Source organism: Staphylococcus cohnii species complex 1663 (genome assembly GCF_041008415.1).
Classification (GTDB): domain Bacteria; phylum Bacillota; class Bacilli; order Staphylococcales; family Staphylococcaceae; genus Staphylococcus; species Staphylococcus ureilyticus.
Genome location: NZ_JBFDVL010000005.1, coordinates 143960 through 168248 on the forward strand (window position 1 = coordinate 143960; position 24289 = coordinate 168248).

Genomic DNA, 24289 nt, shown 5'->3' on the forward strand with positions numbered 1-24289 from the left:
TTTTAATTCAAAATTATTACAAATTGCACACTATTGTGAATTGAATACACATATAAACATAATGAAAATAATTATTCTTTACCGTGAATATTATTACGATATTTACATCTATTTAGTATATACTTCTTTAAACATTAACTTCACCCATTTTTTTGCGTCAAAATAAATATACGTAACCAGATATGACACATACCTAATTACGTATATTGATAGAAATTTTTGTCGTTATCAACAAACTAACATTATTCTACAGAAAACAGATATTGATATACAGGCTGATCACCTTGATGTTGATCTATTTCAATATCTGGATACGTTGTTTCAATCCAGGATTCAATATTAGATGTTATATCACTATTGGCATCTTCACCGATAATCATAGTGATTATTTCACTTTCGTCCGTAATCATTTGAGACAATAACTGTTTAACAGTCTCAAATTCATCTTCATTGCTTGTGACAATTTTATCCTCGACTAGTCCCATAAATGCATCTTTTTTTATTTCTACACCATCGACTTTGGTATCTCTAACAGCGTAAGTAACAGAGCCAGAAGTTATCACTTCTAATGATTCAATCATGCGTGCTTTATTATCAATTAATTCGTCTGATTCATCATAATTAAATAATGCAGCTATTCCTTGTGGTATAGATTTCGAAGGAATCACAATAGCTTCAGCATCTACAATTGATGCAGCTTGTTCACTCGCCATCATAATATTTTTATTATTTGGCAAGATGATTGCACGTTTACATTGGGATTGTTCAATCACTTTCACAATATCTTCAGTAGAAGGGTTCATTGTCTGGCCACCACTTATTAAATGTGTCGCACCCATGGATTTAAACAATTCTGATATGCCTTCTCCCATAGAAATAGCGATGACAGCAGTGTCTACTGTTGAAGTTTCTTGATTAGATTGTTGTGTATTTGTACCTTTTTGTTCTTTTTTTACAACTTCACGATGTTGTTCTCGCATATTCTCAACTTTTAATTTAATTAATTCACCATATTGTTGTCCGTAATTAAAAACATCGCCAGGTTTTTCTGTATGTACATGAACTTTTACAATTTCATCATCATTAATAACTAATAATGAATCCCCAAATTGACTCATTTCTTCTCTAAAAGTATCTTCATCGAATACTTTTTTATTTACCCCAAAACGAACCATCATTTCGGTACAATATCCATAAACAATATCTTCAGTATTAATCACACCGTGGAAGTCATGTTCTTCATTCACTAAAGTTTCTGTATCTAATTTTGGAGTTTCTGCAGTTACAGTTTCACCTTTTAAAGCTTTTAGAAAACCTTCATAAACGATAACTAATCCTTTACCACCACTATCAACTACACCAACTTCTTTTAATACAGGTAATAAATTAGGCGTATTCTCTAAAGAAATTTGGGCTTGTTCTATAATATATGTCACAAGTTCAATGCAATCTTCTGTTTCTTGTGCCTTTTGTATACCTGCATCCGCAGCATCTCTAGCAACAGTTAAAATTGTGCCTTCTACGGGTTTCATAATTGCTTTATATGCAGTGTTAACACCAGCTTTAAAACTTTCTGCTAATTGCTCTGCATTAATTTCGCTAAAACTTTCTAAATTTTTGCTAAATCCTCTAAAAAGCTGTGATAAGATAACGCCAGAATTTCCACGTGCCCCCATTAATAAGCCTTTTGAAAATGTTTTACCTAACTCGCCAATATGCTGTGATAAATTCTCTTCTACTGCTTCTCTGCCTGATGTCATTGTTAAGTTCATATTTGTCCCTGTATCCCCATCTGGCACCGGGTATACATTTAATGAATCTACTAAATCTGAATGATTAGATAAATTTTGTGCCCCTTGAATAATCATTTCGGCAAATAATTTACCATTTATTTTACTAACCATCTCGTTATGTCCTCCTAGTTTTTCTTGCCATTATCCACTCGTACGCCTTGTACAAATATATTAATTGAATTTACTTTAACTTTTAATGTTTGTTCTAATGTATATTTGACAGTTGATTGAACATTGCTTGCAACTTCTGATATCTTTGTACCGTAACTTACAATGATATACATATCAACATCCAACACACTATTTTCTTCTCTCACAACAATGCCTTTTGCATAATTTTCATAACCTAAAATTTCAGCAATTCCATCTCTTACTTGTTGTCTAGAAGCCATTCCTACAATGCCATAACATTCTACCGCTTTACTACCCACAACTGAAGCTATTACTTCGTTTGAAATGTCTATGCTACCATAATCATTTGTAATTTCTAATGTCATTTTATTGGGCCTCCTAGTTTATGGTTCTCACTTTATTTTTGATACTTTAAAACTTTATATTAAGATTAAAAAATACAATATTATCCATAGTTTACAATTATATCATAAAATGAGTGTAACAAAAGTAGAAGCTATGTAAAGAAATTTTTTTCATTTTATTGCCATTATTTTTTTTATGTGGTACATTATTCAAGTATGTAGTAGATATGTGTATTTATATTTATTAAAGGAGGTACTTTCATGGGCAAACAATGTTTCGTAACAGGTCGCAAAGCTTCAACTGGAAACAATCGTTCACACGCTTTAAATTCTTCTAAAAGAAGATGGAATGCTAACCTTCAAAAAGTTAGAATTCTTGTAGACGGAAAACCTAAAAAAGTTTGGGTTTCTGCACGTGCTTTAAAATCTGGTAAAGTAACTAGAGTTTAATAAATATAATGCACGAAAAAGACCAGTCCTTATGTGGAGGATTGGTCTTTTTTTGTTTATAATTAATTTTGCTACGATTTATCAATCTTTACTTTTAATCATTAATACGCTACCTGAATAAATAGAAACAGTACCTCGTGGTTTTATTAATTCATTAGATATTGTCAGCGTAGAACCGAGCTGTAAAGATGCTTGCTTCAATTCATATTTAAAATTGGCTAATGAAATAACTGTAGGATATGTAATTGGGATGAATGATATATATGGATAATTGAAGTCTCTTTCAACACAATGATCTTTAGCAGATAAATATGAAATTTCATTTTGTTGATCAATGATTTTAATATTAATTTTCTTTTTTGTATATTCTGGCTTCTCTAAAATTTGCAATGCACCCATAAAATGGTCTAAACGCCCACCGGTTGCTCCATAAACACATATTTCACTATAGCCTGAATGGATTGCTTGATCGATACCCAATGCTAAATCAGTGTCATCTTTTTCAGAATGATATGGATTAATTGCTAGTTTTTCAGCCAAATAATCCTTTTCTTCTTTAGTTATTGAATCAAAATCACCGACTGCAAATTGAGGCATAATACCTGATTCAATCAAAATTAATGCACCTCGGTCAATCCCTATCCATGACTCATTTGCCTTATTTTGTAAAATATTTTCTGGTAAATTTCTTGCACCACATAATAAATTGACTTTCATTGACTTCAACCTTTCAATGTTTGCGTCACTTGTTTATAATCTTTTTGTTTAAAGAAATATGAACCAGCTACCAACATAGTGGCACCATGTTCGATAACAGTTGCAACTGTTTCATCGTTAATGCCACCATCAACTTCGATTTCAAATGATAAGTTTAATGCTTTTTTTATCTTAACTAGTTCGTCCAATTTACTAATGCTATCTTGAATGAATGTTTGACCGCCAAATCCAGGATTAACTGTCATGACAAGTACATAATCCACCATTTTTAGCACTGGCATAATCGTATTCACCGATGTACCTGGGTTAATGACTACACCAGCTTTTACATTAGTATTTTTAATTTGTTGTATTACTCTATGAATATGCGGTGTTGCTTCCACATGTACTGAAATCATGTCTGCACCCTGTGCTGCAAAAAGCTCCACATATTTTTCTGGTTCTTCTATCATTAAATGCACATCTATTGGTAAATCAGTACCCTTTCTAACGGCTTCTAATATAGGCAATCCAATTGAAATATTTGGAACAAATTGACCGTCCATCACATCAAAGTGCACACCATCAACACCTGCATCTTCTAATGCTTTTAATTCCTTTTGTAATTGTAAAAAATCAGCTGATAATAATGATGGATATAATTTTGCCACTTAATATCTTTCCTTTCTGTTTGCAATTTCATTAAATAATTGTAAATAATGTTCATATCTAAAGTGAGCTATATTCCCTTTTTCTATTTCATGCTTAACGTTACACTTGGGTTCGTTTATATGGTTGCAATCTCTAAATTTACAAAGTTCACCATATTCATTGATTTCCATGAAATAATGTTTCACTTCATCTTTTTGAATATGATTAAAATCTAATGCGCTAAATCCAGGTGTGTCAGCTATAAAGCCATTATTCCGTTCAAATAATTCAACATGCCTTGTAGTATGTCTCCCTCTATTTAACGCTCTAGATATATGTTGTGTTTCAATATTCAATTCAGGAAAATATCGATTTAATAACGTAGATTTCCCAACACCTGATTGACCGCTTAATACTACTAGTCCTTCTCCCCATTGCATGAAAACTTCATCGATATGATCTTCAACACTTATAAATTGTGTATAATATCCCATATCTTCATAAACTTTTAGTGTCTGTAATATTTTGTTTTCCATGCTAGGTGGAGTAATATCACGTTTAGTTACTAATATGCGAGGTCTCATATGATACGAGTGTGCTATGACTAAAAATCTATCCAATAACTGAGTTGAAAATTCAGGTTCTACCGCACTCATCACTAATACTAGATGATCAACATTGCTAACTGGTGGTCTTTTTAATTCATTTTTTCGTTCGTGAACATGGTGAATATAACCTTCTGTAATATTTTCAACTTCAAAATCTACAACATCACCAACAATAGGTGAAAATTTATTTTTTCTAAATAATCCACGTGGTTTTGTGTCGTACATTTCGCCATTTACATCTACGCGATATACACCACTTAATGATTTTATGATGCGTCCTGTTTTCACTTAGGCACCCCTCTTTTAAAAGCTTTACATACTATATTATAGCAAAGGCTTTTTAATTTAAATACGATTTGAGACTATTTCAGTTAAAAATAAATAACAGAGCATTATTACTACATGGAATGATAGCAATAATACTCTGTTATAGTCATTTTTTATAAGCAGTTCGCAGAAGCCTTTGGCTTCTGCATAAGCGCAACTAAACTCCCTTCACTTTGTTCGTTAAGTTGCGCTAAAAATCATAAGGAATATCTTTATCAGCTACAATCTTGCCATCAACTCGAATCGTATAACCCGCCGTCTCTCCTTTTTCAATCGTCATTGGAATAGTAACGGTTTTATCATCTTTAATTTTGAAGCTTTGTGCAGCTGATGATCCTTTGTCATCCTTGTCTCTCACATATACTTTCACTTCTTGGCTTTCATCATCATCACCCGTATAGGGAACTTGATAGGTTTCTGTATATGTTTTAGTTTGAGGTTTATCATCTTCTTTAGATGACTTATCTTCTTGCTCCTCAGAATCTTTATCTTCTTTTTTCTCTGATGCTTTCGGTTTACCTGTAGATACTACGAATTCTACGGTAGAACCTTCATCTACTTCTTCGTCTTTAGGTGATTGACTAATGACATTGCCCTTTTTAACTGTTTTATCAGAGCGTTTTTCTACAGTAACTACTTTAAATCCTTTAGATTCTAGTTCAGATTTAGCTGTCTTGAATGATTTTTTCTCATAATCATCCACATAAACTTGTTTAACACCTAATGATTCAGTTAATTTAATGTCACTATCATTTATTTTCACTCTATCACCTGGCGATATACTTTGTGCTTCAATTAAGCCTTTAGCTACATTTTGTTTCGTATAAGATTGATCTACTTTTGCATCATCAATTCCTAATTTTTTTAATTTATTTAATGCTTCTGCTTTTGGTAATCCATATAAATTTGGCATTTCTGCAGTTTTAGGTCCTTTTGATAATACAATGTCTACTTTACTTTGTTGTTCTAAACGTTCACCTTTACCAGGTGATGTTTTAATAATTTTATTCTCAGGATATTTATCACTATAAGCTCTTGTAGTTTTGCCTAATTCTAGTTTGTTATCCTTTAAAATACCTTCAGCTTCTTTTTCAGTCTTACCTATTAAATTAGGTGTTTCCAAATATTTATTACCAAACATTCCCATGGCCATAAAACCAAATAATCCAAACAACAGTAATACAATGATTAAACCATAGAAAAACTTTTTCTTTTTCGATCTTTTTTTCGGAGGCATTGTATATAATTGTTCCTCATTTGATTGAAAATATTGTTGATTAACAATTGGAATTTGCATGGTTTGATTCATGCTTTTTGCTTTATCTTCATCACGAGTCTGATTAGCAATCTCTGCTTTATCAATAGGCACTGTTTTAGTGTCAGCGTCAACAGAATGATATGGTGATTCATTTTCACGTTCTTTTGTCAGCACAGTAGACAAGTCATCTTGCATTTCCTGAACCGATTGATAGCGATCTTTCTTATCTTTTTCAGTCGCTTTAAGCACGACGTTGCTCAATGATTGTGGTACTTCAGAACGTTTGTTAGAAACATTAGGCATCGGATCTTGGATATGTTTTATAGCGATGCTTACTGCTGTTTCACCGGAAAAAGGAGGTTGTCCTACTAACATTTCATACAGTACAACACCAATAGAATATATATCAGTGCCGTTATCTGTTACATCACCGCGCGCTTGTTCAGGAGAAAGGTATTGAACCGTCCCTAAAACATGATTTGTTTGGGTCATCGTCGTTTCGCTTAATGCTTTTGCAATACCAAAATCTAATATTTTTAGTGTTTGATCACGATTCACCAAAATATTTTGAGGTTTTACATCACGATGAACAATCTTTGTATCATGTGCATGCTTTATTCCTTCAATAATTTGTTCAGTAAATTTGATTACGGTTTTGATGTCTAGAGGTCGATGTTGTTGAATATATTCTGATAAAGTGGGACCTTCTATGTACTCCATCACTAAAAAGAAATTTTCATCATTTTCAGTGACATCAAAAACATTAACGATATTTTTATGTGAAAGTTGTGTTAAATTGTGGACTTCACGTTCAAAACGCTTAATTGTTTCTTCTTTTTCACCAGAAGGTATCCTAATAGCTTTAATTGCTACATTGCGATTTAAAATTGTGTCATCAGCCAAATATACCGTGCTCATGCCACCGCCGCCAAGCTTTTTTATCACTTTATAACGTTCGCTTATTAATTTTCCAATCATACCTTATCTCCTTCAATTTCTGCTAAAACAATACTCACATTATCATTCGTTTCTTGAGATATTGCTAATTCAATAAGATTCCGGCCGTGTGTTTCTAAATCATTTTCTTGCATTAATTCTTCTTGAATCATATGATTTCTCGCAAAATCTGTTAATCCATCCGAGTTAAGTAATAGAAAATCATAAAAATTAGTTCTTTTTACAAAAATATCTGGTGTTACTACCTTATCCGTACCCATAACTTTTGTAATAATATTTTTTTGCGGATGATTGAATGCTTCTTCAGCACTAATTTGACCAATCATCACTAAATGATTAACGAAAGAATGATCGTTTGTAATTTGTTCAATCTCTCTACTATTAACCAAATATCCTCTTGAATCACCAATATTTGCGACCACTACATAATCATCAAATACTAACGCACAAACACAAGTTGTTCCCATGCCATAATAGTCTGTATTATCAACAGAGAGTTGATATAATTCACGATTAATCGCTTTTAGTGTAGTTCTCAGCCAATCCTCGGCTTGGTTAGGTTCAATTAAATTTTCTTCTTCAAAACGACGTTGCAATTCATCTGTTACAAATTGACTTGCTACTTCTCCTGCTAAATGTCCACCCATACCATCACAGAGTACAAGTAATTGTTGTTCTGTTTTATTATAGAACACACCACCTGCATCTTCGTTCTTATCACGATATTGACCTGTGTCAGTAAAAAATTGTGCTTTTAGCATACTATTACCTCGTTTCTACTTTTCGTTCCTTAGCTCTTAATTGCCCACATGCTGCATCTATATCAGCACCTTGTTCTCTTCTTATAGTTGCATTAATACCTAGTCTCTTTAATTCTTTTTCAAATTTAAAGATATCTTCTTTAGGCGTCTTGACGTAATTTCTTTCTGGTACATGGTTCACAGGTATTAAATTTACATGACAGTTTAATTTTTGAATTAAATGTGCTAACTCTCTCGCATGCTCAACTTGGTCGTTGACGCCTCCAAATAGACCATATTCAAATGTAACACGTCTATTTGTTGTTTCTTGATAATATTTAATGGCTTCCATTAATTTTTCAACATTATACGCTCGGTTAATAGGCATTAATCGAGAACGAATTTCGTCATTAGCCCCATGTAAGCTTACTGCAAAATTGATTTGAATATCTTCGTCAGCAAAATCATAAATTCTAGGTATAATACCAGAAGTAGAAACAGTAATATGACGCGCACCTATATTTAAACCATTGTCATGATTAACAATCTTCAAAAAGTCCATCATTTCATCATAGTTTTCAAATGGCTCACCAATACCCATGATGACGATTTGAGATACACGTTCTTCGGTTTCATCTAATGCTTTTTGGACAGTAAGCACTTGAGATACAATTTCTCCCGCTTCTAAATTACGCTTTAAGCCACCTAGTGTAGATGCACAGAATGTACAACCTATACGGCAACCAACTTGAGTAGTAACACATACGGAATTACCATATTCATGTCTCATTAATACTGTTTCGATTGTGTACCCATCTTGTAATTCAAATAAGAATTTGATTGTACCATCTTTGCTTTCTTGTTTAACTACTGTCGTCATCACTGTCATTGCAAAATGATCTTTCAATAGTGCTCTTAACTCTTTAGACAAATTTGTCATTTCATCAATGCTGTCTACTCGTTTTTCATATAACCATTCAAAGATTTGTTTCGCTCTGAATTTTTGTTGCCCATTATCCTTTAACCAATTTTCCATTTCATCATATCTTAAAGAGTATATAGATTGCTTTTCAAAATTGGGAAGAAATTTATTCTTTTTCTTCTTTTCTGCAGTTATCATTATTTATTGGTCCTTTCTTTTTATCCTAGTAATGAAAAAGCCATCAGAATTAAAATGCTGAGGTAACACTTGTAAAGTTTTTACCTTTTCTCCACTGATTGGATGTTCAAATAAATCAAATTCAAAATCTTTATTTTCTTTTAAAAATGTATATATTACATTTTCATTTTCTAACTGTTCTATTGTACAAGTTGAATAAACTAAAGTGCCTCCTGGACGTAAATGATGTTTCACATTATTTAAAATTTCTAGTTGAATATTCACTAAAGATTGAATACTTTGCTGACTTTGTTCGTATTTGATTTCTGGCTTATGTCTAAGTACACCTAAGCCACTACAAGGTGCATCTACTAAAATCTTATCATACACTTTATCATAATTTTCCGTCGCATCGTGACTAAAAGCGGAAATGTTAGATAATCGTAATTTTCGAATGTTAAAATCAATCAAATCAATTTTATGTTCATGGATGTCTGTCGCATCTACATGTCCAGTACCATGTAGCCTTTCTGCTATATGACATGCTTTTCCGCCAGGTGCACTACAAGCATCTAATACAAGGTCGCCATCTTGAAGATTCATCACGTCAGCTACAAACATAGAACTTTTATCTTGGATAGATACTAAACCATCTTTAAATACGCGTGACTCTATAATCGGTTTACCACTAATATGTAAACAAATTGTAATGTCATTATCTTGCGTTACAGTGTAACCTTCTTCTTCTAAACGTTGCATCACATGTTCAACTGAAATTCTTGTCAAATTAACCCTTACAGTTGTTGTCACTTTTGTTAAAAATGATTGTGCAATTGCTTCAGTTTCTTCTATTCCAAAGTGTGTCACCCAGTGATCAACAAGCCATTTAGGCAAACTATACTGAATAGCAATTCGCTTCTTATCGTCCGAAATTTCATTGAAATTTGGTAACTCACTGCGCATAAGGGTTCTCAAGATTCCATTAACCACATTACCGTTATATGGGCCGCCTTTATATTTTGCTATATTAACAGCTTCATTAATAATCGCATGTTCAGGAACTTTATCCAAATACATATACTGATAGATACTCATCCATAGTAACTGTCTGACCCAACCTTTAAGTTTAGTTTGTACAAATGGTTTCAAATAATAATCTAGTGTATATTTTCTTTTTAACGTACCATATACTAATTCGGTTAATAAATTCTTATCAGCTCGATTTAACTCATTATTTGTTAATACCTCATTAATAATAATATTACTATAAGCTTTATCATTAATAATATCTTGTAGTGTTTCAAAAGCTAATAACCTTACATTAGTTTCAATTGTCATTTTAATACCTTCCCAACGAGTGTTGATTGTACACCACTTAAGTAATTAGCTGTAGGCATTCTCTTTTTACCAGCAACTTGAATTTCTGTTAATGCAATCGCATCACTAGAACCTGTAGCCACAATAATTGTTTTCTTAGTTGTCTCTATTATTGTACCTGGCTCACCGTCTTTATCTTTTTCAATGCGTGAAGCATAGACTTTTAAGTTTTCTCCATCCATAATTGTGTAGGCAACCGGCCATGGAGATAGACCTCTAACATGGTTATAAACTACTTCAGCAGGTTCTGACCAATCAATTTTTTCATCTTCTCGACGAATGTTAGATGCAAATGTTGCTTCGTCTTCATTTTGAACAATGCTTTCATTCGTACCATTAATGATAGAAGGAAGCGTTTCTTTTAATAATTCAGCACCTAAAAAGCTTAATTTATCATGCATTACACCAACGTCATCTTGTGGTTCAATATCGATTGCTTTTTGAGCTATAATATTTCCAGCATCCAATTTCTTAGCCATATACATGATAGAAATACCAGTTTGTGTTTCTCCATCTATAATCGCTTGATGTATCGGGGCTCCACCTCTATATTTAGGTAATAATGATGCATGTACATTGATAGCACCTAACTTTGGTGAATCCAATAAACGTTGTGGTAATAATTGGCCAAATGCCGCAGTAACAATTAAATCCGCGTTTAAATCAATCAACATCTCTAATTCTTCAGATTTTGACAGTTTTTCAGGCTGATATACAGGAATCGCATGTTCTATTGCAACTTGTTTCACTGGTGGTGGTGTTAATTTTCGTTTTCTGCCAACTGGTCGATCAGGTTGAGTAACGACTGCGATCACGTTATGTTCTGCAATTAACATTTCTAACACTTTTGTTGAAAAATCTGGTGTCCCCATAAAAATAATTTTACTCATTTTCAAAATACGCCTCCACTTCTGCTTCAGTCAAAATTTTATCTGCACGTTCTGTAAAAATTTTACCTTCAAAATGATCAATCATATGCAATATCATGCGTGCAATATCATCATATGCAGTCATTTCTACTTCGTTTCCATTTTTATCGTTACTTTTAACAACAATCATTTTACTTCTTTCAACTTCACCATAAATGTCAGGTAATGAAATAGAGCCCTCTAACTCAGTTACTTTTTGGTCAGATTCTCGAATGATTTTTGGATTAATAAGTTGTAACAATCCATCTATTTCCATATCTATAATAGCTACCTTTTGTAAAATGCCAATTTGCGGGGCACATATGGCAGAAGCCTCAACTTCATACATTGTGTCTTCTAAATCGAGCAATAATTGAGCTAAGTTTTCGTCAAATCGTGATACATCCGGCACGTGCTTTTGCAAAATTGGATTTTCTGCTGTAACAAGTTGCTTTATTGTCATACAAATTACTCCTCATAAAAATTCATCACATCATTATAACTTATTTTAGTTAAATTTGCACCAAGCTTTGATGAAATACACGAACTGAAATCACATATATTTTCACTTTAATTTTATTCCGTCATCACAAATATAACCGTAAGCCCCCTATACAAGCTTACGGTTTACAAAATATTTATTATCCAGTTAATGTTGTAATATCATAGTGATAACTTATTTATTTGATTGCCAGATTCATCAAAATTATATTCGTTCAACCAATTCTCAAACTTAGTTTTATATACTGACCACTCATCATCTAACATAGCGAGCCAGTATGTATCTCTACTTCTTTGTTTATAAATAGTATGATTTTTAAACAAACCTTCATATTTAAAGCCAAGTCGTTTGGCTGCTTTTATAGAAGGCTCATTGAATGCATCACATTTCCATTCATACCTTCTATATCCCAAAGTGTCAAAGATATATTTTGCTAATAAGTAGTGTGTTTCTGTAGCAATACGTGTTCGTTTCATTTTATTAGCATAATGAATATGACCAACTTCAATTGTTGCATTTGGTTCATTTATTCTAAGTAATGATAAAATACCTACTACATCATTATCAAATTGATCTATTATAGCAAAAAAATATGGATCCTTTGTTTGTACTTTATTTTTTATATAGGTTGCAAAATCATCATAACTTTTAGGCTGCGCGTCTGGTAAATACGTCCAATTAGGTGCATCTTCTTGCTCCTTAAAATGAGTGAATAAAGGGTTAATATGTTTTGAAGCTAATTTTTCTAATCTACAATACTTCCCTTCTAACACATCAGCCGTTGGTGTTTTGGGTTGAGAGAAATCGATTAATGACTTACCGATAGGTTGTTCAAACTGATTATATTCCATTTATATCCCCCCTTTTAATCAATGACTAGAGAACTTTATCGCATAATTTATCACGCTAAATATTAATCATTAAAATGTTTAGCAATTGCGTATAATACATCTATACCAATTTTTATAAATTAATATTATGTTATCATTGTAACTTATAATGCGAAAGCATTTTTATTAATCAGTTTATATTCTTTTTAATATTTTATAATATGAATTAATTAAAAAGTAGAAGTAAAAAGAAATAAATACTAGCTGAATGATATTCTTCTTACTTCTACTTTTTCATTTTATATTTATATTTATTTTAACTATAGCAAGACATTACTTTATTATTTCTTCAATAAAATAAACCTTAAATTTATACCTTATATTAAAATTTAGTTTATTTAGAAACATACAAAACGTTAAACTAAATAAACGATATAATAATAATTAGCTTTATATCTATTACTGTTTCGCTTCACTATTTGCTAACTCAATGGTCATGGATGATACATTTTTTATAAAACCAATTTTAGAATATAATGGCTCTGCTTGAGTAGAAGCTTTTAAATTAACGATATTCACCTGTTCTGTTTTACACTTTAATAAAAGCTCTTCTAGAATTTGTTTACTCAAACCTAATCCTCTATATAATTTAGTTGTATAAACATTAGTAATATAACCTTCTACACCATAATGATTATCATATGCAGGTGGTATCTGTTGGAAGACAACAGCTCCTGTTGCTACAACTTGATGATTATCTATCATAAATACTTGGTAGATGTTTCCTTTATCGAAAACATCTTTAAAATATGCTCTCATATTATCATCAATATCTTCAGTACCATGCATGCCTTGATCAAGTAATTGTTCTTTTCTTAATTTTATAATTGTTTCAATATCATTTTTATTTGCAATTCTCATCTCCATATCTAGTACTCCTTTAAAAAAATATGAGCAAATAAATTTACTATATCTATCAATCATATTCAACCATTAATATTTAATATTCAATAAAAAGAGAGCCTTAAAACCAATAAAATACTGATTTTAAGACTCCCCTTTTATACACTGCAATTAATCCATTTACAACAACAACCTACATCATCATTTGTGGATTAATGTCTATCTTCAGTGATAATTTGTCTTTTAAATACTGATCATGATAAAAATCATCTAAATACTTTAATGCTTCGTGCAATGAAGGTTCGCTTTTATATTTTATTAATATTTGGAAGCGATATTCATTATTAATTCGTGATAAAGCTGCTGGAGAAGGGCCTAGAACTAATGCCTTATCTGATAAATGCTGTAACAATATTTTGTGTATATGTTTAGAAGCTTCCATTACTTTTTTCATATTATTATGCGCAATCGTAAAATTAATTAAAAAGAAATATGGTGGATATTTACCTAACTTTCTATAATTCATTTCTTTTTCGAAAAAGGAATGATAGTCATTATCTTGAACATCTTTAATAGCATAATGATCAGGATTATAAGTTTGTATAATCACCTGTCCCTCTTTTTCATGACGGCCTGCACGTCCTGAAACTTGCGTCAACAATTGATATGTACGCTCACTAGCTCTAAAGTCAGGCAAGTTTAACATCGTATCAGCATTTAATACCCCAACCAAAGTAATATTTGGAAAGTCCAAACCTTTCGCTATCATCTGTGTCCCCAGTAAAATATCCCCTTTACCTGAACCAAAGTCATCTAATAATTGTTCGTGTGCACCTTTTCGAGAAGTGGTATCAACATCCATACGAATAATTTTTGCTTCCTGAAAATTTTCTTGTAATAGTTCTTCAACTCTTTGTGTACCTGTGCCTACCTGTCTGATATGTTCACTTTCACAGTTGGGACACTTATTAGGTGGTACTTCTTGATGACCACAATAATGGCATTTCAATTGATCCGTAGACTTATGATATGTGAGAGAAATATCACAGTTAGGACATTGAGGGACATGGCCACAATCTCGACACAACATAAATGACGCATATCCACGTCTATTTAAAAATAAAACAACTTGTTCTTTTTTATCTAAACGCTCTTGAATCGCACTACGCAAATCTTCTGAAAACATAGAACGATTGCCAGAAGCAAGTTCAGCACGCATATCTACGATATTCACGTCTGGCAAAGCTTGCTGATTCACTCTATGAGGTAATGATAATAGTTCATAAACACCTTTAGTTGCACGTGCATATGTCTCTAAACTTGGTGTAGCACTGCCTAATACTAAAGGGCAATGATGATATTGACTGCGCCATTGTGCAATATCTCTAGCATGGTATCTAGGATAATCCTCTTGTTTATAGGAAGACTCATGTTCTTCATCAATAATGATCATACCTAAATCTTTGAAAGGTGCAAATACACTTGAGCGAGCTCCTACACTCACACTCGCTTTTCCATCTCTAATTTTTTGCCATTCATCATAACGTTCCCCTTTAGATAATCCTGAGTGTAAAACTGCTACTTCGTCTCCAAATCTTCGTTTAAATCTTAATACCATTTGAGGAGTGAGTGCAATTTCTGGCACTAACATCATCGCTTGTTTACCTTGATTGAGTACATTTTCTATAGTTTGCAAGTAAACTTCCGTCTTACCAGAACCCGTTACGCCATGTAATAAAAATGTACGTTGTTCACCTTTATTAATCGTCTCGAGTATCGCATCATATGCATCTTGTTGTTCTTGCGTAAGTTGTTGCTTTTGATCTTGTTCAAATACCCGTGTTGCAAAAGGATCTCGCTCTACAGTTGTATCATATTTCTCAATAAAGCCTTTACGGACTAACGTCTCAATGCTAGATTTTGAAAAACCCATTTCTTCCAACTGTTTTAAAAAAACTACGTGATGATTTTCATCAATTAAATAAGCATATAATTCATATTGCTTTTTTGATTTTTCCAAAGATTCTAATACTGTATCATCATTAAAGCCTTCGACAATGCGCACTGCGCGTTGTTTCTTTTTCTTTAAACTTTGAGACAAAATCGTATCTTCAAGAATTGCACCTTGCTTTAAAAATGGTGCAATGAGCGTTAAGTCTTCATTTTTTTGTGCTACTTTGTATGCATAATGTCCTTCCGAATCAAATCGTTTCAACAATTTTTCTGGTATGGCTTCAGTATCTTTAACTGCAAATACTTTAGTATATTTGGCTTTGATTGCGCTTGGAAGCATAACCTCTAACATAGAAATTCGTTTTGTAACAAAATACGTATGATACCAATCTGCAAGTTGTATTAATTCTTTCGTTAATTCAGGTTTAATATCTTGTATTTCTTTTATTGCTTTTAATTTTGATATGTCCATACTAGTGTCGGTTTGCTGAGTGATGTCCATAACATAACCTTGAATCGTTCTCGGTCCAAAAGGTACAATCACGCGCATACCAACTTCAACCATCGCTTGAAATTTTTGTGGAATTAAATAATCAAACGTAAAGTCAACACTTTTAGATGGTATATCTACGATTACTTTTGCTATCATTTTATTTCCACCTTGTTTCTAAACTGTCTAATATATGCTCCGCTAATATGACTTTTTTATGTTTCCCTAATGATATTGTTTCACCGTTTTTATAGTACATAGTATATGCATTATCATCAGAGCTAAACCCAATGGTACGATCGCCAACATTATTCGCTATGATGACATCTGCGTTTTTACTTTTTAGTTTTTTTTGAGCATATGATTCAATATTTTGTGTTTCTGCTGCAAAACCAACTAAAAATTGTTTATCTTTATGCTCACCCAAGTATTTTAAAATATCGGGTGTGCGTTTAAAAGTAACAGTCAAATCACCTTGTCGTTTTTTAAGTTTATGTTCTAATAATTCAGTTGGAGCATAATCTGATACCGCTGCAGATTTAAAGACAATATCCATCTTATCGAATCGCGTTTTAACCGCTTCAAACATCTGTTGTGCACTTTCTACTTGAATGACTTCTACATTCTTAGGTGGTGTTAGATGAGTTGGACCAGATATAAGTGTCACGGTCGCCCCTCTTTGAGCTAAAGATTCTGCGAGTGCATATCCCATTTTACCTGATGAGCGGTTGGATAAATAACGAACAGGGTCTAGCTCTTCTATGGTTGGCCCCGCTGTCACCAATGCTTGTATACCGTTAAATCTACTATTTTTTGTCGTTGACGTGTTGTTTTTAAAATACTGATTTAATCTTTCTACAATTTGTAAAGGCTCTTCCATTCTTCCTTTTGCTACATAACCACAAGCTAGGAATCCTTCACCAGGTTCTAAGAAATAATAACCGTCCGAACTTAATGTTGCTAAGTTATGTTGCGTTCTTTTGTTCTCATACATATGTACATTCATTGCAGGAGCGATAAATTTGGGTGTTTCTGTAGCTAATAATGTTGATGTAACCATGTCATCAGCAATACCATTTGCTAGTTTAGCGATGGTATTTGCAGTTGCCGGTGCTACAACAATCGCATCTGCCCAATCTCCTAAAGCAACATGTTGAATTTCTTCTGGATTGTGTTCTTTAAAAGTACTCGTATAAACGGGATTTCTACCAATGGCCTGAAAAGCTAAAGGAGTTACAAACTCTTGTGCATGATCTGTTAACATCACTCTCACGTTATAATCAGCCTGTGTGAGTTTACTCGTTAAATCTATTGCTTTATACGCAGCGATACCACCAGTGACAGCAAGTAAAATATTTTTCATCGTAGTTTTCCTCCAAATCGTTAATATCTTTCTATTAATTGTTTAACTTTGTAGTTTATATTTTGAAATTTTAAATATAAACAAATGTTTTAATTCTGTATCAAGGTCGTACAAATAACTACACAATGTATTTTATGTTACTCAGCCAATGAATTATTTTATGCAATATCTTATTTTAGCTTCATTACTTTAAATATAAATATGATTACTGCTTATTATACACAAATTATTGCCCAAATTAAAAAAGCACACCTTGGCGATGAAACCTCAAAGTCATCACATGCGTCTGACTTTTGAAGTGCACATCATTAACCTGGTGTACTTTTCAAAAATATAAAATTATATGATTTAATATTCGCTTAGAAAGTGTTATTTTGTAGTTTCAGGATAAACTTCGCCGCCAGCTATTTCTTCCAAAGCTTTTCCCACTGCTTTTTCTGAATTATATTTGTTTAATAGTGTACTATTTGGATGCTCGTCCAACTCACGTGCACGTTTAGCTGCAGTTGTAGCGATTAAATATTTTGATGTGATTTTAGATGTTAAATCATTTAATGGTGGATATAACATTATTTTTTTGCCTCCAATATCATTTTTCTATATTTTGCTTCAATTCTTTCCCTTTTCAAATGCTCAGCTTCAACAATGGATTGAATACGTTGCTTAGCTAATTCTACTTCATCGTTAACGACAACATAATCGTATAAATTCATCATTTCAACTTCTTTACGAGCTTCAAGTACTCTGCTTTGAATTTTTTCGTCTGACTCAGTACCACGCCCTACTAAGCGCTCACGTAAATGATCTAAACTTGGTGGAGCTAGAAAAATAAATAATGCATCAGGGAATTTCTTTCGAACCTGTTTGGCACCTTCAACTTCAATTTCTAAAAATACATCATGTCCTTGGTCCATAGTATCTTTTACGTATTGCACTGGTGTACCGTAATAATTTCCCACATATTCTGCATATTCTATAAATTGATCTTGTTTAATTAGCGCTTCAAACTCTGCCTTTGTTTTGAAGAAATAATCTACACCATCGACTTCACCTTCACGCATATTACGTGTCGTCATCGAGATAGAATATTTATAAGATGTGGTTGGGTCATCAAATATTTTTTTTCTAACTGTACCTTTTCCTACACCAGATGGTCCAGAAAGTACAATCAACAAACCTTTCTCATTATCCATGCCTTACTACCTCTCTAAGCTATTCTTCTATTATTAAACTATGATACCATAATGAGCGTTTGGTTGTATAGCATACGTTCAAACAAACTTTGCTCATGACCAAATCTTTTCACCATGTTACAATGTGATGAATGACTAAAAATAAGGTGGCTGATAGTAATGGCATACGATGGTTTATTTACACGAAAAATGGTAGAATCTTTACAATTTCTCGTTGATGGTAGGATTCATAAAATCAATCAACCTGAAAACGATACAATCATCATGGTAATACGTCAAAATCGTAAAAACCATCAACTTCTACTCTCGATCCATCCTAGTTTTGCTAGAATGCATTTAACGAATAAAAAATATGATAATCCATTTGAACCACCAATGTTTGCAAGAGTATTCCGTAAACATTTAGAGGGTGGTTTCATTAAAGCTATAAGACAAATCGGAAACGATAGACGTGTAGAAATAGATATTCACAGTAAAGATGAAATCGGTGATACCACATACCGCACAGTTATTTTAGAAATAATGGGTAAACACAGTAATTTAATGTTAGTAGATGATCAACGCAAGATTATTGAAGGTTTTAAACATTTAACTCCAAATACAAATCAATATCGTACAGTTATGCCTGGGTTTCAATATGAAGCGCCCCCTACCCAAAATAAAACTAATCCATATAGTATTACGGGTACAGAAGTTTTAAAATTCATCGATTTCAATAGTGGAAAAATCGCTAGGCAACTGCTAAATCAATTTGAAGGCTTTAGTCCTTTAATTACGAATGAAATTGTCAATCGTAAACAATTTATGACGACCGACACGTTACCAGAGGCATTTAATTCAGTTATGAATGAGACAATGGAATTACCTACTCCTGTATTTCATAAGAATCATGAAACAGGAAAAGAAGATTTCTATTTTATGCACTTAAATCAATTTTACGATGATATGGTTGAATATGATTCTCTACATGATTTATTAGATAGATATTACGATGCTAGAGGAGAAAGAGAACGCGTTAAACAACGTGCAAATGATTTAGTCAAATTTGTACAGCAACAACTGCATAAATATCAAAATAAACTCAGTAAATTAATCGACGAACAAGAAGGTACTAAGGATAAAGAAATACAACAATTATACGGTGAATTAATCACTGCAAATATTTATAGAATTAAACAAGGTGATAAGTATCTGACGACTACCAATTATTATGATGGTCAGGAAGTAACCATTCCCTTAGATACAACAAAGTCACCAGCTACAAACGCTCAAATGTATTATAAAAAATATAATAAATTGAAAACACGTGCACATGAATTAACGCGACAAATCGATTTAACAAAAGAAAACATCACATATTTTGAAAATATAGAACAACAACTCGCACACATATCTGTGGATGACATTGATGATATTAGAGAAGAGCTTGCTGAACAAGGTTATATGAAACAGCGGAAGCAAAAAAATAAGAAAAAGAAACCGACCATTCAATTGCAATCGTATGTTTCAACTGATGGAGATACCATACTTGTAGGAAAAAATAATAAGCAAAATGATTATTTAACGAATAAAAAAGCAAGCAAACAGCATCTTTGGTTTCATACGAAAGAGATCCCAGGGTCTCATGTGGTTATCTTAAATGATGCGCCAAGTGAAAATACTATTAAAGAAGCGGCTATGCTAGCCGGTTATTTTTCAAAAGCTGGTAATTCTGGTCAAATACCAGTTGATTACACTGAAATTAGACACGTTCACAAACCTTCTGGCGCAAAACCAGGATTTGTAACATATGATCACCAAAAAACACTCTATGCTACACCTGATTACGATCACATTCAAAAAATGAAGGTGACATGATAACACCAAATACTTTAAAGCATTAGTAACATATTTCAATCTAAAAAAGGCTAAGATTATGAGTAAGCAGCACATGTAACACGTGCATGATACTTTATCTTAGCCTTTTTAATATTTATTTTTTATCTGGTAATGCAAGCTGAAAATTAACGCCAAATCTATCTACAATCCATGTAAATTCTCTGAATGGTGGCATTTCCGTTTTAGGCATTAAAATTGCTCCACCACTTTTCAATTTACTGAATAATCTTTCCATTTCTAACGGACTATCTACAGTGACATATAAAGACATTGCTGGATTCATGTCTACATCGACACCATTCATATTATCAATCGCCATAAAAACTTGATCTTTTAAGCGAAAGATAGCATGTTGTACGGCACCAGTGGGTTCTTTATCATCTTCTTCATATTTGACCATCGCTAATATTTCTGCATCTTCAAATGCATCTACATATAAATTGATTGCTTCTTCTGCTTGTCCATTGAACATTAGAAATGTCGTTATTTTGGGAATTGCCATTTAACTGCCTCCTTAAAACATCTTAATTCTAGAATAAAACAAATGCTTAAAAAAATCGAACGAATAAAATTTGCAATTAACAACACGTCACATGAAGTGCTCCTTTGCCAATCTATCATTAAGATAAATTTATAAATCCATTACCTAATACATCTCTCACATCATGAATGACTAAAAAGGCATTTTCATCTACCTCATTTACAAGCTTTTTAACTCTAGTTACTTGTGATTGTGGAACTACAACATACAACATGCTTGTTTCATGTTTACCATAACCACCTTTACCCTTTAAAAGTGTTGAACCTCTACCTGTAAAGCTATTGATTTCATCACTTATAATCTCATTTCTACTTGATATCACAGTCACCGCTTTTTTAGGATGGAACCCTTCTATAATGAATGCAGTAGCACGTTCAGTTATAAATATCATAATTACAGTAAATAAGACGTTTTCTAAAGGTAAGACAAATAAAAAAGACAAGACAACTAATCCATCTAAAACAAAAATGCCTTGCGATGTTTTGATGTCAAAGTATTTATTTAGCATCTTAGCAATGACTGATGTCCCACCTATCACACCACCAGAAGCAATTACTAATCCAATACCTACACCTACTAAAACGCCACCAAACGAAGCATTTATTACAAAATTATCAATACCTGTCTTAAAATTTTCAGTTAAATCTAAAAAGATTGAAATCGCTGTATTAGCAATAAACGTATATACTGCTGTTCTGGTACTTAAAAAACGCCAGCCTACAATAATGACCAATGTGTTAATAATTAACGAGGATATCGCTGGTGAAAAACCAAAGGCATATTTTAATGCTAATGACATACCCACAGTACCCCCATCACCTAAATTAGACTCTAATATAAATGAATTTACTGCAATCGCACTTACAAATGCGCCAATTAAGCATACAATAATATTTTTAGTATGGTTTTTTAAAAGTTGCTTCATACGTTTCATATCATATCCCCTTACATTTGATAATATAAAATTAAATAAGGTAAGCTAAAAAAGTGTATTCAAATCATGCCTCATTTTAATTTTACAAATTTGTTTTTTATACTCACAAATCTATTTAAAACCAAAATAAATGAAAATATAACATTTGTTACAGTTACATAGTATAATTGCAAATGTAACACAACCCATTTCAATATACCACTTCATGTAGTTTGCAACATTAATTTGTAAAGTGTGTAATATTGAAAGCTTTGACGGCTTAAAACCATAAAATCACTTTACTTTTAAATATTTATAGTTAAAATAAATACAAATATAATTGGAGGTATTTCATGTTTTATTACATTATTCCATTACTGATTGCCGCTTTAGTGATACTCATTGGCTTTATCATCATTAAAATTATGATTCGTTAATCCATTTTATATCATAACTTTATAACGATACTTTTTAATCATTTTAATAACATTAATCATTTCAATCATTTTTGTATTATATTAAACAAAACACGCAGTAAAGTAGACATTAAAACCTTGTCTACCATACTGCGTTGCTGTTTTTTACGTTACTTTCTACAATTAATCTTTTTTTAATCTTTCTTTACGATTTCACCAGTTTATCAAATTTTTATTTAAATTCTTTACTAAAGAGCGTTACAAGTAGCAAAATAATAAAAGCTGCAATAACTGCAGTTAAAAATATAGGCATATACGCAAGGTGTGTAGCATCCTCAATGCCATTTGTAATTGCATGTCTTAATGTATCATTAGAAATTTGATTCACTTGTTCTAATATTTTAGTAAGATTGCCTGAATTATGTTCCATCGTTTTCATTAACGAAACGGGTATATCTTTGAAACCAAAATGGGCTGAATTTATACTTTCTTTAATTTTACTACCCATTTGGCTATATCCGAATTGAATGAATGTCGTAAACATAGTCGGTGCAATTGTTATGCCGACTTGTCTAGAAACGGATAATGTTCCAATTACAGTACTATTATTTTTATCTGAATGTGCTGATCTAGTTGCTAATACAGTCATTGGTGCACCAATAGTAAAACCAAAACCTAAACCTGCGATAATTGAAAATATTAAAAATGGCGTACTTGAATAAGTTAAAAAGGCTAAGCCTCCATACCCAATCATGCTAATGATACTCGCAATCACTAATGCAAATATCGGGCCTTTTTTATCAACAATCTTCCCGCCCATTGACGCGCCAATACCTGAAGCTAACGCTAAAGGTGTCATCCAATAGCCACTGTTCTCAGCTTTAACATGCAATACATTTTCAACAAAGGAAGGAATGAAAATAATGGAACCAATTAACATCCCTGATAAAACGCCCATAATCAATACTACTGAAAAAGCTGGTTTTTTTAATAAATAGAAAGGTAAGAATGCATCTATATCAGTTGCTTCGTTTTTATATTCTACTAAAATCAAAATACCATAACCAATGATTGCCAATATAAATAAACCAATCACTGAAAAGCTAAGTATACTATTAGCAATGTTATTCGTTTGTATATTATTAATCGCAAACATCATCAGCAACGTTGAAAATGAAAATATAATGATGGCGTACTTATCAATTTTAGTTTTAACTTTTTCTTGTGTTTCTGGCATTTTAAGAATCATAAAAATAACAATCATTACTGCCACTGGCACATTGATTAGGAATAGCCAATGCCATGTTCCACTTAAGTTAATTAATAAACTTCCTATATTTGGACCTAATACCGAAGCAATACCATTCATTGCACCTAACCCACCAAGCATGCTACCTTGTTTTTCCTTGGTGTAAGTAGCTATAATATGTGAACTAGCGATTACAAATAAACCGCCTCCACCAAATGATTGAATTAATCGTGCAATAATAAATATTGTATAATTTGGACTTAAAGCAACTAACAATGATCCTAAACCAAATAAAATGACTTCAATAACAAATATTTTTTTACGACCATACATATCAGCAAGTTTACCCGCTATAGGTGTAGTTACAGCCATACCTAATGTGTAAATCGTTATGCCCCATGATCCCATTTGTGCTGAAATTTCAAAAGATTGATTTATTGTGGTTAACGCTGCACTAATAATGCCGTTGTCTAAAGCTGCCATAAACACACCAATGAGTAAAAATAGTGCAACAATATCAAATTTTTTTTGATTCAAGTTCATTCATTCCTTTCTATCTTGGAATTTCATATGATACTCATTATTTAAAACCTATTTTGTGAACTAAATATGAACAAAATATATTTATATATTAAAAAATGCCTAAAAGACCTTTTATCAATATATAAAAGTCTTTTAAGCATTTTTTAACCAATTTAATTAAATAAATTTTTAATGT

22 protein-coding genes are annotated in these 24289 nt (G+C 32.2%); 2 read left to right on the forward strand and 20 right to left on the reverse strand.

Going from position 1 to position 24289, the window contains the following annotated elements:
- Positions 1–242: 242 nt before the first annotated feature.
- On the reverse strand, positions 243–1904 hold the full coding sequence (gene fakA, locus AB1J10_RS07750) for a fatty acid kinase catalytic subunit FakA (protein ID WP_070037910.1): 1662 nt from the start codon (positions 1902–1904) through the stop codon (positions 243–245).
- Positions 1905–1918: 14 nt separating this feature from the next.
- A complete protein-coding gene (locus AB1J10_RS07755; protein WP_019467949.1) occupies positions 1919–2290 on the reverse strand; it encodes an Asp23/Gls24 family envelope stress response protein in 372 nt (123 codons plus the stop codon).
- A gap of 240 nt (positions 2291–2530) precedes the next feature.
- Between AB1J10_RS07755 and rpmB the strand changes: the two genes are divergently transcribed.
- Complete coding sequence (gene rpmB, locus AB1J10_RS07760) at positions 2531–2719, forward strand: 50S ribosomal protein L28 (RefSeq protein WP_002483503.1); 189 nt, start codon at positions 2531–2533, stop codon at positions 2717–2719.
- 81 nt (positions 2720–2800) lie between these two features.
- Here rpmB and AB1J10_RS07765 read toward each other — a convergent pair whose 3' ends face one another.
- From AB1J10_RS07765 to gmk, 15 genes are all read right to left on the reverse strand, one after another.
- The gene (locus tag AB1J10_RS07765) at positions 2801–3436 is read right to left on the reverse strand and encodes a thiamine diphosphokinase (protein WP_064209050.1); all 636 of its coding nucleotides are present in this window, start codon (positions 3434–3436) and stop codon (positions 2801–2803) included.
- Positions 3437–3441: 5 nt separating this feature from the next.
- Positions 3442–4086, reverse strand: coding sequence for a ribulose-phosphate 3-epimerase (rpe, locus tag AB1J10_RS07770; RefSeq protein WP_046208671.1), 645 nt, complete (start codon positions 4084–4086; stop codon positions 3442–3444).
- A complete protein-coding gene (gene rsgA / locus AB1J10_RS07775; protein WP_064209051.1) occupies positions 4087–4962 on the reverse strand; it encodes a ribosome small subunit-dependent GTPase A in 876 nt (291 codons plus the stop codon).
- 229 nt (positions 4963–5191) lie between these two features.
- Entirely contained in the window at positions 5192–7237 is a 2046-nt protein-coding gene (gene pknB, locus AB1J10_RS07780; RefSeq protein ID WP_070037913.1) for a Stk1 family PASTA domain-containing Ser/Thr kinase, read from the reverse strand.
- Positions 7234–7977, reverse strand: coding sequence for a Stp1/IreP family PP2C-type Ser/Thr phosphatase (locus tag AB1J10_RS07785; protein WP_046208674.1), 744 nt, complete (start codon positions 7975–7977; stop codon positions 7234–7236). The genes pknB and AB1J10_RS07785 overlap by 4 nt, the downstream gene beginning before the upstream one ends.
- Positions 7978–7981: 4 nt before the next feature.
- Positions 7982–9076 carry a 23S rRNA (adenine(2503)-C(2))-methyltransferase RlmN gene (rlmN, locus tag AB1J10_RS07790; RefSeq protein ID WP_064209053.1) on the reverse strand — a complete coding sequence of 365 codons (1095 nt, stop codon included), beginning with the start codon at positions 9074–9076 and terminating at the stop codon, positions 7982–7984.
- Between the two features lie 3 nt (positions 9077–9079).
- Positions 9080–10387 (reverse strand): 16S rRNA (cytosine(967)-C(5))-methyltransferase RsmB, encoded by a 1308-nt coding sequence (rsmB, locus tag AB1J10_RS07795; protein ID WP_239991595.1) that lies wholly within the window; start codon positions 10385–10387, stop codon positions 9080–9082.
- A 2-nt stretch (positions 10388–10389) separates the two neighbouring features.
- Positions 10390–11322 (reverse strand): methionyl-tRNA formyltransferase, encoded by a 933-nt coding sequence (gene fmt / locus AB1J10_RS07800; RefSeq protein WP_369003095.1) that lies wholly within the window; start codon positions 11320–11322, stop codon positions 10390–10392.
- A complete protein-coding gene (locus AB1J10_RS07805; protein WP_064209054.1) occupies positions 11315–11803 on the reverse strand; it encodes a peptide deformylase in 489 nt (162 codons plus the stop codon). Before AB1J10_RS07805 ends, fmt begins: the two co-directional genes overlap by 8 nt.
- A gap of 200 nt (positions 11804–12003) precedes the next feature.
- Positions 12004–12693 (reverse strand): GNAT family N-acetyltransferase, encoded by a 690-nt coding sequence (locus AB1J10_RS07810; RefSeq protein WP_070037915.1) that lies wholly within the window; start codon positions 12691–12693, stop codon positions 12004–12006.
- A 438-nt stretch (positions 12694–13131) separates the two neighbouring features.
- Positions 13132–13599, reverse strand: a complete 468-nt coding sequence (locus AB1J10_RS07815; protein WP_046208679.1) for a GNAT family N-acetyltransferase — start codon at positions 13597–13599, stop codon at positions 13132–13134.
- 169 nt (positions 13600–13768) lie between these two features.
- Positions 13769–16177: a primosomal protein N' gene (gene priA, locus AB1J10_RS07820; protein ID WP_070037916.1), complete on the reverse strand. Its 2409-nt coding sequence runs from the start codon at positions 16175–16177 to the stop codon at positions 13769–13771.
- Position 16178: 1 nt separating this feature from the next.
- Positions 16179–17381: a bifunctional phosphopantothenoylcysteine decarboxylase/phosphopantothenate--cysteine ligase CoaBC gene (coaBC, locus tag AB1J10_RS07825; RefSeq protein ID WP_070037925.1), complete on the reverse strand. Its 1203-nt coding sequence runs from the start codon at positions 17379–17381 to the stop codon at positions 16179–16181.
- Positions 17382–17750: 369 nt separating this feature from the next.
- On the reverse strand, positions 17751–17951 hold the full coding sequence (gene rpoZ / locus AB1J10_RS07830) for a DNA-directed RNA polymerase subunit omega (RefSeq protein ID WP_046208682.1): 201 nt from the start codon (positions 17949–17951) through the stop codon (positions 17751–17753).
- A complete protein-coding gene (gene gmk, locus AB1J10_RS07835; protein ID WP_046208683.1) occupies positions 17951–18574 on the reverse strand; it encodes a guanylate kinase in 624 nt (207 codons plus the stop codon). The genes rpoZ and gmk overlap by 1 nt, the downstream gene beginning before the upstream one ends.
- Before the next feature lie 159 nt (positions 18575–18733).
- On the opposite strand from gmk, the gene AB1J10_RS07840 reads away from it, so the two are divergent.
- Positions 18734–20431 (forward strand): Rqc2 family fibronectin-binding protein, encoded by a 1698-nt coding sequence (locus AB1J10_RS07840; RefSeq protein ID WP_064209059.1) that lies wholly within the window; start codon positions 18734–18736, stop codon positions 20429–20431.
- 115 nt (positions 20432–20546) lie between these two features.
- Here the strand turns inward: AB1J10_RS07840 and AB1J10_RS07845 are convergent, their stop codons facing one another.
- The 3 genes from AB1J10_RS07845 to AB1J10_RS07855 all read right to left on the reverse strand — a co-directional run bounded on the left by AB1J10_RS07845 (position 20547) and on the right by AB1J10_RS07855 (position 24108).
- The gene (locus tag AB1J10_RS07845; RefSeq protein WP_046208685.1) at positions 20547–20954 is read right to left on the reverse strand and encodes a VOC family protein; all 408 of its coding nucleotides are present in this window, start codon (positions 20952–20954) and stop codon (positions 20547–20549) included.
- A gap of 118 nt (positions 20955–21072) precedes the next feature.
- Positions 21073–21927 (reverse strand): YitT family protein, encoded by an 855-nt coding sequence (locus AB1J10_RS07850; RefSeq protein ID WP_046208686.1) that lies wholly within the window; start codon positions 21925–21927, stop codon positions 21073–21075.
- A gap of 627 nt (positions 21928–22554) precedes the next feature.
- Positions 22555–24108 carry an MFS transporter gene (locus tag AB1J10_RS07855; protein WP_070037929.1) on the reverse strand — a complete coding sequence of 518 codons (1554 nt, stop codon included), beginning with the start codon at positions 24106–24108 and terminating at the stop codon, positions 22555–22557.
- Between the last annotated feature and the right edge of the window lie 181 nt (positions 24109–24289).